Origin of the sequence: Gordonia sp. IITR100 (genome assembly GCF_002009645.1) — a bacterium.
GTDB lineage: Bacteria > Actinomycetota > Actinomycetes > Mycobacteriales > Mycobacteriaceae > Gordonia > Gordonia hongkongensis.
Genome location: NZ_MVKV01000001.1, coordinates 1 through 13,836, shown reverse-complemented (window position 1 = coordinate 13,836; position 13,836 = coordinate 1). Strand labels below are relative to the sequence as shown.

Genomic DNA, 13,836 nt, shown 5'->3' with positions numbered 1-13,836 from the left:
CGTGTCGTGATCACCGGTCAGTTTTCCGCAGGAAGTCCGTTTCGTGGGTATTTCCGGGCGCAGTGTTCATTCGTTCGGTCGACCCGCCCCTCAGCTGAGATGACTCGAGATGCCGTCGGCGGCAGCACGCGTGGCCTCGCCGAGTCGGCGCACTTCGTCGACGTCGAGGGTGGTGTTCGGGCAGGCGACGATCGCCGCGACCACCCGACGGGCGGAGTCGAAGACGGGGGCGCCGATGGTGACCACGGGTACCCCCGTGCCGTCGGCCGCGCAGGCGTCGATCTCCTCGGGCAGGTAATCGATGACCGACAGCTCGGTGAGCAGGTCGCCGACCCGCGCGCGCAGGGTGTCCGACATGGTGTCGAGGGAGCTCAGGGCCTCGATCATCGCCACGTGGTCGTCGGTCATGCGCTCGATCGAGTAGCCGCGTTCGGCGACGACGTCGAGCACCATGCCCAGCCGGGTGCGGGTGGACTCGGCGGCCTGGCCGATCCAGTTCGACCGGGCGTCGTCCGGGTCGAAGGCGATGAACTCCCGACAGATCGGCGGGCGGAGCCGGATGCGGCTGCCGTTGCGCAACCAGGGATGCTGCGCGGTTTCCGGTGCCAGGTGGGGCGGAAAGGCGTGCGACGCCAGGGTCACCGCGTCGGCCGAGGTCCGTCGGGCGACGAAACAGGGGACGTCGAACCGTTCGCACAGGTCGCGCGCCGCCGACGCCGCCCACCGTACGAGGTGGTCCGCGCCGTCGGCGTTCCGGACGAGGCCGACGAAGGCCGGTCCGACGCCGAAGGTGCCGGCCGACGGGTCCCGGATCAGCCATCCGCAGTCGACGAGTTCGGAGACTACGGCGTGCGCGGTGGCGCGCGACATCGAGGTCTGACGCACGATCTCGGCCAGCGTCAGCGCCGGTTGTTCGGCGTCGGCGAGGAGTTCGACGATGCGGACGACCCGGGCGGTCGGTGGCGACGCCGCACGTGCCGGTTGACGTGCGTCGGAGAAGTCACCTACGGTTTGTGTCACATTGTCAACACATAGTGTCGAATATTCGACATGTCAAGGGGGTTGCTCCGGTGGCCATCACCATCGACGCCGACGACGGACGTCGTCCCGACGACACCGAGGACCGGCGTCGTCGTCATCACGGTTATGAGCTCTCGCATCTCGCGGCGCTCGAGGCCGAATCGGTGCACATCTTCCGCGAGGTCGCCGCGACCTTCGAGCGTCCGGTGCTGCTGTTCTCCGGCGGTAAGGACTCGGTGGTGATGTTCCATCTGGCCCGCAAGGCCTTCTGGCCGGCGCCGATCCCGTTCCCGCTCATGCACGTCGACACCGGGCACAACTTCGACGAAGTGATCGAGTACCGCGATCGCGTGGTCGCCGAGACCGGGGTTCGCCTGCTCGTCAGTTCCGTGCAGGACGACATCGATGCGGGACGGGTCGTCGAACAGACCGGGCCGGGGGCCAGCCGCAACCGGCTGCAGACAGCCGCGCTGTTGCGCGGCATCACCGAGAACCGATTCGACGCGGTCTTCGGCGGCGCCCGGCGCGACGAGGAGAAGGCGCGCGCGAAGGAGCGCGTGTTCAGCTTCCGAGACGAGTTCGGCGCATGGAACCCCCGCGAGCAGCGGCCCGAACTGTGGCGGCTGTACAACGGACGGCACGCCAAGGGCGAGCACATCCGGGTCTTCCCGTTGTCGAACTGGACCGAACTCGACATCTGGCAGTACATCGCGGCGGAGGACATCGATCTACCCGAGATCTACTACGCGCACCAGCGCGAGGTCATCCCGCGCGACGGCATGCTGCTCGCGAAAACCCGCTTCCTGCAGGAGCTCCCGGGTGAGGAGGTGCGGACCGAGACGGTCCGGTTCCGCACCGTCGGTGACGCCACGTGCACCGGTTGCGTGCTGTCGGGCGCCGACGACGTGATGAAGGTGATCGAAGAGATCGAGGTGACGAGGCTGACCGAGCGGGGCGCCACGCGCGCCGACGACCGGATCTCCGAGTCGGGGATGGAAGACCGCAAGAAGGAAGGCTACTTCTGATGGGCGACCTCATCGCCGCCGGCGGCGCGACCGAGTTGCTGCGTCTGGCGACCGCGGGCTCGGTGGACGACGGCAAGTCGACACTCATCGGTCGGCTCCTCTACGACTCGAAGGCGATCTTCACCGATCAGCTCGAGTCGATCGAGCGCACCAGCGCCGAGCGCGGGGACGAGTACGCGAACCTCGCGTTGCTCACGGACGGCTTGCGCGCCGAACGCGAGCAGGGCATCACGATCGACGTCGCCTACCGGTACTTCGCCACGCCCAGAAGGAAATTCATCATCGCCGACACCCCGGGGCACGTGCAGTACACGCGCAACATGGTGACCGGCGCCTCCACCGCCGATCTCGCGATGATCCTCGTCGACGCCCGCAAGGGCGTGCTGGAGCAGACGCGGCGGCACGCCTTCCTGTCGTCGTTGCTCGGCATCCCGCATCTGACGGTCTGCGTGAACAAGATGGACCTCGTCGACTGGTCGCAGGAGCGATTCGACGAGATCTGCGCGGACTTCGTCGATTTCGCGACCAAGCTCAACGTCGTCGACCTGACCTTCATCCCGGTGTCGGCGCTGCGGGGCGACAACGTCGTCGAACAGTCCGCGGCGATGCCGTGGTACGAGGGGCGTCCGCTGCTGAATCACCTCGAGCACGTCTACATCGCCTCCGACCGCAACCTGATCGACACCCGTCTGCCCGTCCAGTACGTGATCCGGCCGCAGCGCAGCGACGGCGCCGACCACCGCGCCTACGCGGGCACCGTTGCCGGCGGTGTGCTCGCCAAGGGCGACGAGATCGTCGTCCTCCCCAGCGGTTTCAGCACCACCATCACCGAGATCTGGGCGCCCGGTGGCCAGCCGATCGACGAGGCCTTCGCGTCGATGGCCGTGTCCGTCGAACTCGCCGACGAGATCGACATCGTGCGCGGCGACATGCTGGCCCGCCCCAACAACCGGCCGTACGTGGGACGCGACCTGGACGCGATGGTGTGCTGGTTCGCCGACGACGCCGAACTGCGACCGGGCAACCGGTATCAGCTGCTCTGCGGAACCCGGTTGACCCGCGCGCAGGTCAACGGCCTCAACTATCGCCTCGACGTCAACTCGCTGCACCGCGACGAGGACGCGGAGGGATTGTCGCTCAACGAGATCGGACGCGTCACCCTGCACACCCAGGAGCCGGTGACCTTCGACTCGTACCGGCGCAACCGCGACACGGGCAGCTTCATCCTGATCGACGAGGCCACCAACCGGACCGTCGGCGCGGGGATGATCACGGCGCCGGTGAGTCACGACAGTCATGTCGTGTGGCAGGCGACGAAGGTCGGGCGCGAGCACCGTGCGCACCGCGGCGCGACGATCTGGCTGACCGGTCTGTCCGGCTCCGGGAAGTCGTCGCTGGCGGTCGAACTCGAGCGGCGCTTCGTCGCCGAGGGGCGTCCGGCGTACCTGATGGACGGGGACAACCTGCGGCACGGCCTGAACTCGGATCTGGGCTTCTCCGACGACGACCGCCGGGAGAACATCCGCCGGACCAGCGAGGTGGCCGCGCTGTTCGCCGACTCGGGATCGGTGGCGATCGTCTCGCTCATCAGCCCGTTCGCCGAGGAACGGCAGCGGGCCCGGGAGATCCACGCCGAGCGCGGGCTGCCGTTCTACGAGATCTTCGTCGACACCCCGCTCGCCGAATGCGAACGACGCGATCCGAAGGGGCTGTACGACCGTGCGCGGCGGGGGGAGATCAGTCAGTTCACCGGCATCGACTCGCCCTACGAGCGTCCGTCCGACCCGGATCTGCACATCACCCCCGACGACGGCCCGCCGTCCGAGGTCGCCGACCTGGTCCTGCGTAACCTGGGTCTGTGAGCGCAGCCTCGTAGCCGTCCGGCGCGAAGCGCCGCGTCCTGCCACCGGTATCCCGACCGAGAGGAACCCCGTGACCGACGATCGTGCCCTGGCCGGTGAACTGGCCACCGCCGCAGGTGAACTCCTGCTCGATATCCGCCGCTCCAGCGGATTGACGGGCAAAGAGCTCGGTCAGGAGGGCGACCGGCGGTCCGACGAGTTCATCCTTGGGCGTCTCGCACAGGAGCGTCCGGACGATGCCGTGCTGTCGGAGGAATCGGCCGACGACAAGTCGCGACTGTCGGCGTCGCGCGTGTGGATCATTGATCCGGTCGACGGCACGCGTGAGTACGGCACCTACGAACCCGGCGGCGGGCGCAGCGACTGGGCCGTGCACGTCGCGCTGTGGTCGGCCGACGACGGGCTGATCGCCGGTGCGGTCGCCTTGCCGGCCCTCGGGGTGACCTACCTCGACGACGGTTCCGCCGTCGAGCCCGTGGAAGGCCTGGCGTCCCGGCCCCGGACCGGAGTCCCGCGCGTCGTCGTGAGCAGTTCGCGCCCACCGGCCTTCGCCGACGAGGTGGCCGCGGCGATGGCCGGCGAGGTGCTGCCGATGGGTTCCGCCGGTGCCAAGGCGATGGCGGTGGTGCGCGGCGAGGCCGACGCCTATGTCCACGCCGGCGGCCAATACGAGTGGGATTCGGCCGCACCCGTCGCCGTCGCGAAGGCGAAGGGCCTGTGGTGCGGGCGGATCGACGGTTCGCCCCTCGTCTACAACAACGAGGACACCTACCTGCCCGACCTCGTCATCTGCCGGCCGGAATTCACCGAGGCGATCCTCACGGTCACCACCGAGGGTGCCGGCGGCTGACGTCCGAGCGCCTCAGTGCGTGACCACGACCTTGATCGCGACGATCACGGTCGCCACCAGCGTGACCGCTCCGGAGCTGAACAGCGTTGCCCGGCTGGGCCGTTCGTTGTTGAGCCGGTCGATGACGAAGACCGTGCCGCCGATGCGCAGAAGGATCACGATCTCTGCGATCAACTGGGCGGTACGGGGCTCGATCCAGCCGATCAGGCCGAGCAACAGGATCGCGCAGGGCAGGAGCGCCGAGGTCAGGATCGGCACCGAGTCGCGGAGATGACCGAGGACCTCTGATCGCGTCGGCTCGACCTTGCCGTCGGACACGCGCCGGGCGACGCCCTCGGCGAAGACGTGCGCGATGAAGGTCGACGCGGCGGTGCCCGCGAGGATCGCGATACCGACGAAGTCGTCCTCGACGTGCAACGGGATGAGCACGGCCAGGATCAGGATGTTGCCGTAGATGTAGGCACTGATGCGCGGCGCGGCGTGCTTGCGTTCGAGTGGGTTGTCCCGACTGAACAGCGGCCCGTGCAGCAGGGACCACGGACTGTTGCTCATAGCTGGTGAAACTATCAGCGCGGGAGGAGTTCGGCGACGACAGCGGCGATGGTGTCGTCGGGCCGCGTCAGGCAGACCGTCGCCGCCACGGTGGCCACCTGCTGGACATTGTCGGTCACGTCCAGATCGGTCAGGACCGCCGCCCGCCGGGCGTCGTCGAGTTCGCGGAACTCCGTGCACGTCATGGTCGACGCGGAGCCGGACCCGGTGTCGGAACCGGACTCGGAGCCGCGCGACGGTGACGCACTGGCCCGGCTGCTGTCCGCGGATGTGGCGGGGCTGCTCGTCTCGGTGGCGCTCGTGGTCGGGACCGCGCTGTCGGATGAAGGCGCGGGCGCGGCATCGTCGGACGAACACGCACCGATCGCCAGCATCATCATCGCGGCCATCGACAGGCCCGCGGCCAGCTCGGCGGGGCGGGATCGGCGGGCGGGAACAGACATCACGGAACTCCTCGGGAAGCGGTCCGGGTGGTGACCCGGTGGTGCGGGATGGGATGGGGCGCGGTCAGCGCATGAGGCCGGAGAGCACGCCTGAGATGGCGGCCCGGACATCCGTGGTCTCGATGCGCATCAGGTCGTCCTGGCTGAGTGAGTCGAAGTCGCCTGCGGTGCTGAGCCGGAACTCGCGCTCCTCCTCGGCCGCCTCGATGATGTTGCGGATGAAACGGCCGTTGCCGGCGAGATCGGTGGCGCGCCGCGCGGTGCCCTGATGCTCGCGGACGTCGTGATACAGGGGAGCGCACGCCTGCTCGATCTCGACCATCGCCTCCCGGGTCAACGACGAATCACGTTTGCGCGCGATGAAATCGGCGATGCGGGCGAGTTCGTCGGGAGTGTAGGAGTCGAAGCGCACCCGGCGTGCGAAGCGCGACGCCAGTCCGTCGTTGGAGGCGAGGAACCGATCGATCTCGGCGTCGTAGCCGGCGATGATCACGACCAGCCGGTCACGGTCGTCCTCCATCCGGGCCAGCAGGGTGTCGACGGCTTCGCGACCGAACGCGTCGCCGCCGGACAGCCCCTGCTGGATGAGCGTGTACGCCTCGTCGATGAACAGGACGCCGTCCATCGCGGAGTCGATGAGCGCCGCGGTCTTGATGGCGGTGCTGCCGAGGTGTTCACCGACCATGTCGCGGCGGGTGGCCTCGACGACCTTGTCGGACTTGATGAAGCCGAGGCCGCAGTAGATCTTGGCGACGATGCGGGCCACGGTCGTCTTGCCGGTGCCGGGCGGTCCGGTGAAAGCCAGGTGCAGGCTGCGGGCCGACGTCGACAGCCCGCGGTCGGCGCGGACCTTCGCCAGGGTCGCGGTGGACTGCAGTTTGGCCACCTGCTGCTTGACCGACTCGAGCCCGATCTGTTCGGCCAGTTCCCGTTGCGCCTCGGTCACCAGCGAATTCTGTTCGGCGGGGTCCCCGGAGGTCGACACCAGGGACTCGGCGCGATCGGGCACCGACTTCGGGTCCCACCGGTCGGTGCGCTCGGCGATCTGCTCGGGCGTCGTGGGGGGCATCCGGTAGGAGGGCGACCGGATGGCGTCGGCCGCGCCGGTCAGCGACGGGTCACGGGCGTAGGCCTGCTCGAACATCGACTTCGCCTTCTCCTCGTGGCCCTGCTCGCGCAGCGCGAGGCCGTAGACGAAGATCGCCTGCGTCGAACAGGACGGGATCGGGCCGTCGACCGCGTTCTGCAGGCGCCGCATGCCCTCGCCGTACATGCCGAGATGCACGCACGACGTCCCGGCCATGAAGTCGGCGACGGCCTGCATGTACGGGTCGTTCCACCGGTCGGACCTGGTCAGCGAGGTCAGGACGTCGGGCCAGCGCTGGGTGGCGAAGTGCAGGAACGCGCGGACGAAATCCACGATCGGCACGCGGTGCGCCGGGGGTACCTCGTCGAGGACCTCTTCCGCACCGGCGAAGTCCGCGCCGCGGACCAGACTGGCCGCGTAGGCCGCGGTCGCCTCGACGGCATTCGACGCCGGGAAGTCGATCAGCATCCCGGTGTACCAGCGCCCCGCGATCGTGCCGGGCGGGAGCCCGAGTCGGCGCTGCTCCGCGCCGATCGACCCGCGGGCACGATAGAGGCCCAGGAGGACCTCGTTGCTGCTGTCGCCGCAGGCCAGCCGGCCGATCCAGGCGTCGCCCAGGGCCGGGTCCCATTCGGTCGCTCGAGTGAAGGCCTTGGCGGCCTGAGCGGGATTGTCGACCGGTTCCTGACCTTCGACCGGGATGTTCAGGGACAGGACGCCGAGTTCGAAGAGTGCCCTCGCCTTGCGGACATCGGCCATCGTTTCCCCCTGTGTCGTCCCATCGGCGCACACCGACCCCGAACCGTTCTCCCCGGGTACCACGACGACACGCCCCGGGGGCGGTCGCCGGAGACAGAGTATCGCTAGACCGGCGTGACATCCGTCGCAGATCTCCCAGGGTGCGCACCCGAGGCGCCCCGGCGGCCGCAACCGCCCGCGCACGCCTAGACTTGTCCGGGTGAGTGCCCAGGTGGATACCGTCTCAGCCGCTGCCCAGACCCCGGACCATCCGCAACCCTTCCGCGAACTCGGTCTCAAGGACGACGAGTACGCGCGCATCCGCGAGATCCTGGGTCGCCGGCCCACCGACGCGGAGCTCGCCATGTACTCGGTCATGTGGTCCGAGCACTGCAGCTACAAGTCGTCGAAGGTGCACCTGCGCTACTTCGGTGAGACCACCACCGACGAGATGCGCGCGAGCATGCTGGCCGGCATCGGCGAGAACGCCGGCGTCGTCGACATCGGCGACGGATGGGCGGTGACCTTCAAGGTCGAATCGCACAACCACCCGAGCTATGTCGAGCCGTACCAGGGCGCCGCCACCGGAGTCGGTGGCATCGTGCGCGACATCATGGCCATGGGCGCACGCCCGATCGCGGTCATGGATCAGCTGCGCTTCGGCCCGGCCGACGCCCCGGACACCCGGCGCGTCGTCGACGGTGTGGTGCGCGGCGTGGGTGGCTACGGCAACTCCCTCGGCCTGCCCAATGTCGGCGGTGAGACCGTCTTCGACGCCAGCTACGCCGGCAACCCGCTCGTCAACGCGCTGTGCGCGGGCGTGCTGCGCACCGAGGACCTGCACCTGGCCTTCGCCTCGGGCGCGGGTAACAAGATCATCCTGTTCGGTGCGCGCACCGGTCTCGACGGCATCGGCGGTGTCTCGGTCCTGGCATCGGAGACCTTCGACGATTCCGAGGGCTCGGGTCCGAATCGCAAGAAGCTGCCCAGCGTCCAGGTCGGCGACCCGTTCACCGAGAAGGTGCTCATCGAGTGCTGCCTCGAGCTCTACCACGCCGGACTCGTCGTGGGCATCCAGGATCTCGGCGGTGCCGGACTGTCCTGTGCCACGAGCGAACTCGCCGCAGCCGGCGACGGCGGCATGCACATCGACCTGGAGAAGGTGCCGATGCGCGCCGAGGGCATGACCCCGGCGGAGGTGCTCTCCAGCGAGTCGCAGGAACGCATGTGTGCCGTCGTGACCCCGGACAACGTCGAGAAATTCCTCGAGGTCTGCCGCAAGTGGGATGTGCTCGCGACCGTCATCGGCGAGGTCACCGACGGCGATCAGCTGGTCATCACCTGGCACGGCGAGACCGTCGTCGACGTGCCGCCGCGCACCGTCGCCCACGACGGTCCGGTCTACGAGCGTCCCGTCGCCCGGCCCGACTGGCAGGACACCGTCATCGCGTCGACGACCGAACCGCTGCAGCGCCCGAGCACATCCGACCAGCTGCGCGAGACGCTGCTGGCCATGCTGGCCTCGCCCGCGCTGTGCAGCCGCAAGTTCATCACCGACCAGTACGACCGCTACGTGCGCGGCAACACCGTCCTGGCCGAGCACGCCGACTCGGGGATGATCCGCATCGACGAGGAGTCCGGGCGCGGCATCGCACTGGCGACCGACGCGTCGGGCCGCTACACCTTCCTCGATCCCTACCGCGGCGCGCAGCTCGCGCTTGCCGAGGCCTACCGCAACGTCGCGGTGTCCGGGGCGACGCCGAAGGCCGTGACCAACTGCCTCAACTTCGGTTCCCCGGAGGACCCGGCGGTGATGTGGCAGTTCCAGCAGGCGGTCCGGGGGCTCGCCGACGGCTGCGCCCAGCTCGGCATCCCGGTCACCGGCGGCAACGTGAGCTTCTACAACCAGACGGGTGCGACGGCCATCCTGCCGACCCCGGTCGTGGGCGTCCTCGGCGTCATCGACGATGTGCACCGCCGCATCCCGACCGGCATCGGCACCGAACCCGGCGAGACACTCATCCTGCTCGGTGAGACCCGCGACGAATTCGACGGCTCGATCTGGGCCCAGGTCAGTCACGACCACCTCGGTGGCGTCCCGCCGCAGGTCGACCTCGAACGCGAACGCCTGCTCGCCGAGATCCTGTCCGCATCGTCCCGCGATGGATTGATCTCCGCGGCACACGATCTCAGCGAGGGCGGCCTCATTCAGACCGTCGTCGAGGCGGCCCTGGCCGGCGAGACCGGGTGCCGCGTCCTGCTGCCCGAGGACGCCGACCCGTTCGTCTGGCTGTTCTCCGAGTCGGCCGGGCGCGTGCTCGTGGCGGTCCCGCGCACCGAGGAATCGCGGTTCACCGCCATGCTCGACGCGCGTTCGATGCCGTGGACACGCATCGGTGTGGTCGACCAGGGCAGCGACGCCGTCGAGGTCCAGGACTACTTCTCGGTGCCCCTCGCCGAACTCCGTGAGGCGCACGAGGGCACCCTCCCGAGGTTGTTCGGCGACACGGTCTAGAGCACGGCCTAGTTGCATCGCGCAACGGTCCGGCCTGCGAGGATTCCGTTGTATGTCAATGGAATCAATATCGTTTCCAGGCATGTCGCGCCCGGTGACGAACGGTTACGCTCCTGGAGTTCTCTGACCGAGTCGAAAGGGCGCAGATGAGCTACCCCAATGATCCGAACCAGCCGCCGAACTACGGCGCGGGTGGCTACGGACAGCAGCCGTACGGCGGGTTCCCGGGCGGGAATCCGGCCGGCCCGGAACCCGACAACAACCTCGTGTGGGCGATCCTGTCCACGGTGCTCTGCTGTCTGCCGCTCGGGATCGTGTCGATCGTGAAGTCGACCTCGGTCAGCAAGCTGTGGGCCGCCGGCGACTACGCCGGTGCGCAGAAGGCGGCCGACGAGGCGAAGAAGTGGGCGATGTGGAGTGCGATCTCGTCGGTCATCATCTGGGTCCTGATCATCATCGTCTATGTCGTCCTCTTCGTCATCCTCCTCGGCGCCTCCGCGTCCACGTCCACGTACTGAGCGTTTCGAGAGGGCCGTCCTCGGACGGGTGTCGGCCCTTTCGAAGCATCGGTACCTCGGTCCGGCGACGGTCGTCGCCGGGACCGGGATGGTCTGCGCGGCCGTGTGGTTCGCCGATCCGACGACACCGGGCGGTGCCCTGCCGGTCTGTCCGACCAAGCTGATCTTCGGGGTGACGTGCCCGGGCTGCGGGTCGTTGCGGGCGATCTACTCGCTGCTGCACGGCGATGTCCCGGCGGCGCTGCACTACAACGCCCTCGGCGTGCTCGCGATGGGGTTGCTGCTCTTCGCTTTCGGCGCGTACTGCCTGCGACTGTGGACCGGCCGCCGGGTTCGCAGCTGGCAGCACCTCCGCTACTCCGGGGTCGTCGTGTTGGTGGTCGTGCTGGCCTGGTTCGTCGTCCGCAACATCCCTGTCGAACCGTTCCGGTCACTGCACGTCTGAGCGTCGGCTGCTGCCGCGGATCCAGCGCACCAGCCGCGAACCGGAATCACGTGCGGGGGCATCGAGGTCGAGCGTCGCCAGGGCCTCGGGATCATCGGTCGTGATCTGGTCGACCCGTAACTCCAGCAGTCGCCTGATGTCCGGGATGACGCGCGGTCCGACCCGCGTCACCGTGTACCCGTCGACGAGCCGACCGCGCTCGTGGAACGCGCCGATCAGGTCGTGGCCGCCGTGGTCGGCCGCCAGTATCAGCCGGTTCTCCAGGTACACCATCTCTGCTTCCGGCGATGCCGCCACCGCGCGCTCGACGAAGCCGTCGAAGTCCCCGGAGCGGATCGCTGCGTCGGCGGCACCGTGGTGGCAAGGGTCGTAACCGATCCGGATGCCCGGTGCGGCCGAGGTCAACGTGTCGACCGCCGCGGCGTCGCCGCACGACAGGATGTAGTGGCGAGCGTGCGGTGCGACACTGCGGGCGAACACCGCCACCGCCTCGGGATCGAGCGCGGCGTCGTCCTCCTTGAAGTCGAGCTGGAGGGATGCGGTGGGCGCGATGTCGACGCCGTCGAAGAGTTCGGTCAGGTCCTCGAGCAGGAGGACGTGCTCGTCGACGGGTCGGCCGCGGTTGTCCCGCAGGGACAGTTCCCGCAGATACGACGCCGGGAGCGCCGACACCGCGCCGGTGCCGGTGGTGGCGTGGTCGACCGTGCGGTCGTGCAGGACGGCGAAACCGCGCTCGGCGTGGATCACCAGATCGATCTCGATACTCGCGCCGAGCCGCATGCCCTCGACGATCCGGGTCGAGGTGAACGCCGTGTCGTCGGCGCGCCGTCGGCCCCGGTGCCACTTGAGCATCGTCCGATGGCCGTCGTGGTCGATGTGGATCGGGGCGGTGGGGTCCGGGGGCGACATGGCAGTCACCCTCCCGACCTTAGCGATGCATCTCGCCGAATCCGCACGGCGAAGTTGGAACGTGTTCTAGTTTGGATCGCATGACATTGCGCGTGGTCGAGTGGTCGACCGGAACCGTCGGACGACATGCCATCGCCGGGATCGACGCCCGGCCCGACCTCGAACTCGTGGGCGTGTGGGTGTCCGACCCCGCCAAGGTCGGCAAGGACGCCGGCGAACTCGCCGGGCTCGACCGTGAGCTGGGTGTCGCCGCGACCGACGATCGCGATGCGTTGATCGCCCTGCGGCCGGACTGCATCGTGCACACCGCCATGACCGACGATCGCGTCATGGAGTCGATCGAGGACCTCATCCACTTCGTGGAGAACGGCATCAACGTGGTGTCGAGCGGTCCGGTGGTCCTGCAGTTCCCGCAGGGCATCCTGCCGGATTCACTCCTGGAGAGGATCGCGACCGCGGGCGAGACGGGCGGGGCGAGTCTGCACGTCAACGGAATCGATCCGGGCTTCGCGAACGACGCGCTGCCGCTTGCCATGACGAGCCTGTCCCAGAGGATCGACCAGGTGCGTTGTCAGGAGATCGCCGATTACTCGACCTACTACCAGCCGGTGGTGATGCGGGATCTGTTCGGTTTCGGGCAGCCGCTGGACACGACGCCGCTGCTGTTCGCGCCGGGCATCCTGTCGATGGGGTGGGGGAGTGTCGTGCGACAGATCGCCGCGGGCCTCGACCTCGTGCTCGACGAGCCGCTTGTCGAACGCGTCGATCGGGTGGCGGCCGATCGTGACTACTCCACGGTCTCCGTCGAGATCCCCGAGGGCACGATGGCCGCGGTGCGCTTCGAGGTCGTCGGCCAGGTCGACGGCGTGGATCGCGTTGTGCTGGAGCACTACACGCGCACCCATCCCGACCAATGCCCGGACTGGCCTACCCCGCACGAGGGCGACGGTTGCTATCGCATCAGCATCTCCGGCGAACCCGAGATGACCGTCGAGTTCGGGCATCACGGCGAGAACGGCGACCACAACGTCTCCGGCATGATCGTCACCGCGATGCGTCTAGTCAATTCCGTTGCGGCGGTTGTCGATGCGAAGCCCGGCCTGGTCACGGCCCTCGACCTGCCGCTAGTGACGGGCCGTGGGCTGTTCGCGCAGAAGTAGCCGCGCTCGACGACGGCGGGCGATGTGATCCGACAGGCGCGAGTCATCGACTGGCGAGTAACTCCATGAGGTGTGCTTCGACGAGGGACGGCCTGGGTGTGCGTGGTCCTGGGCGGGGTGGTCGGACGTCGATGACGTGGCTGGTTTTCAACCATGATCGGCGCGCGTCATGTGGGCGTGGCTCATCGCCGGACGTGTTGCGTCCGTGGATCTCTCGCCGCACTTGTTCGAGGTGGGCCTGCAACCGCTTGGGTATGTCGGGTCGGCGGTTGAGGTGTTCGGGGTTGGGTGGGGCGCCGGGTTCGGCGTTGAGTCGCCAGGCGCAGCGGCCTTCGTCGGGTCCGTCGCGGACTACCCGTGTTGTGTATTGGCCGGGCTGGTCGCCGACCATCCGGTTGTGTCGGGGACAGGCCGGTGCGAGGTCGTCGATGTCGGTGAGACCGCCTTTGGCCCAGTCCTTCTGGGCGTGATGCATGTCGACCTGGGTGGCGGGCTGATCGCAACCGGGAGCCGAGCACACCTCCCCGTCAGGGCGGGCGAAGGAGACGAGTCGTTGTTCGCGGGTGGCGAGGCGTTTGCCCCGTCCGAAGTGCAGGGGGACGGTGGTGGCGTCTTTGAAGATCGCCAACCAAGGTTGGACGTCACCGGCCATCGCGATCAGGTCCCGGATGGGAAGCAGGGTGCCGGTGGCGGTGGTGGCGAGTCCGGCTTC

12 protein-coding genes and 1 pseudogene are annotated in these 13,836 nt (G+C 68.5%); 7 read left to right on the top strand and 6 right to left on the bottom strand.

What is annotated here, in order from left to right; all coding sequences use genetic code 11:
• Positions 1–90: 90 nt before the first annotated feature.
• On the bottom strand, positions 91–1,020 hold the full coding sequence (locus tag B1818_RS00065) for an IclR family transcriptional regulator (protein WP_058252578.1): 930 nt from the start codon (positions 1,018–1,020) through the stop codon (positions 91–93).
• Positions 1,021–1,082: 62 nt separating this feature from the next.
• On the opposite strand from B1818_RS00065, the gene cysD reads away from it, so the two are divergent.
• From cysD to B1818_RS00050, 3 genes are all read left to right on the top strand, one after another.
• A complete protein-coding gene (gene cysD, locus B1818_RS00060; protein WP_171011707.1) occupies positions 1,083–2,045 on the top strand; it encodes a sulfate adenylyltransferase subunit CysD in 963 nt (320 codons plus the stop codon).
• The gene (cysC, locus tag B1818_RS00055) at positions 2,045–3,907 is read left to right on the top strand and encodes an adenylyl-sulfate kinase (RefSeq protein ID WP_078111638.1); all 1,863 of its coding nucleotides are present in this window, start codon (positions 2,045–2,047) and stop codon (positions 3,905–3,907) included. Before cysD ends, cysC begins: the two co-directional genes overlap by 1 nt.
• A 70-nt stretch (positions 3,908–3,977) precedes the next feature.
• Positions 3,978–4,757, top strand: a complete 780-nt coding sequence (locus tag B1818_RS00050; RefSeq protein ID WP_068972224.1) for a 3'(2'),5'-bisphosphate nucleotidase CysQ — start codon at positions 3,978–3,980, stop codon at positions 4,755–4,757.
• A 12-nt stretch (positions 4,758–4,769) separates the two neighbouring features.
• Here B1818_RS00050 and B1818_RS00045 read toward each other — a convergent pair whose 3' ends face one another.
• From B1818_RS00045 to eccA, 3 genes are all read right to left on the bottom strand, one after another.
• On the bottom strand, positions 4,770–5,309 hold the full coding sequence (locus B1818_RS00045; protein ID WP_078111637.1) for a hypothetical protein: 540 nt from the start codon (positions 5,307–5,309) through the stop codon (positions 4,770–4,772).
• 14 nt (positions 5,310–5,323) lie between these two features.
• Positions 5,324–5,752 carry a hypothetical protein gene (locus B1818_RS00040; RefSeq protein WP_078111636.1) on the bottom strand — a complete coding sequence of 143 codons (429 nt, stop codon included), beginning with the start codon at positions 5,750–5,752 and terminating at the stop codon, positions 5,324–5,326.
• Positions 5,753–5,816: 64 nt separating this feature from the next.
• Positions 5,817–7,598, bottom strand: a complete 1,782-nt coding sequence (gene eccA / locus B1818_RS00035) for a type VII secretion AAA-ATPase EccA (protein WP_078111635.1) — start codon at positions 7,596–7,598, stop codon at positions 5,817–5,819.
• Positions 7,599–7,797: 199 nt separating this feature from the next.
• Between eccA and purL the strand changes: the two genes are divergently transcribed.
• From purL to B1818_RS00020, 3 genes are all read left to right on the top strand, one after another.
• Positions 7,798–10,092 carry a phosphoribosylformylglycinamidine synthase subunit PurL gene (purL, locus tag B1818_RS00030; RefSeq protein ID WP_176455858.1) on the top strand — a complete coding sequence of 765 codons (2,295 nt, stop codon included), beginning with the start codon at positions 7,798–7,800 and terminating at the stop codon, positions 10,090–10,092.
• A gap of 146 nt (positions 10,093–10,238) precedes the next feature.
• The gene (locus tag B1818_RS00025) at positions 10,239–10,610 is read left to right on the top strand and encodes a CD225/dispanin family protein (RefSeq protein ID WP_058252586.1); all 372 of its coding nucleotides are present in this window, start codon (positions 10,239–10,241) and stop codon (positions 10,608–10,610) included.
• 88 nt (positions 10,611–10,698) lie between these two features.
• On the top strand, positions 10,699–11,055 hold the full coding sequence (locus B1818_RS00020; RefSeq protein ID WP_058252677.1) for a DUF2752 domain-containing protein: 357 nt from the start codon (positions 10,699–10,701) through the stop codon (positions 11,053–11,055).
• Here the strand turns inward: B1818_RS00020 and B1818_RS00015 are convergent.
• Positions 11,041–11,964: a glycerophosphodiester phosphodiesterase family protein gene (locus B1818_RS00015; RefSeq protein ID WP_078111633.1), complete on the bottom strand. Its 924-nt coding sequence runs from the start codon at positions 11,962–11,964 to the stop codon at positions 11,041–11,043. The two genes, B1818_RS00020 and B1818_RS00015, sit on opposite strands and share 15 nt — an antisense overlap.
• Positions 11,965–12,044: 80 nt before the next feature.
• On the opposite strand from B1818_RS00015, the gene B1818_RS00010 reads away from it, so the two are divergent.
• On the top strand, positions 12,045–13,124 hold the full coding sequence (locus tag B1818_RS00010) for a diacylglycerol kinase (protein ID WP_078111632.1): 1,080 nt from the start codon (positions 12,045–12,047) through the stop codon (positions 13,122–13,124).
• A 43-nt stretch (positions 13,125–13,167) separates the two neighbouring features.
• Here the strand turns inward: B1818_RS00010 and B1818_RS00005 are convergent.
• A pseudogene (locus tag B1818_RS00005) lies at positions 13,168–13,836 on the bottom strand (HNH endonuclease); the annotation flags it as partial.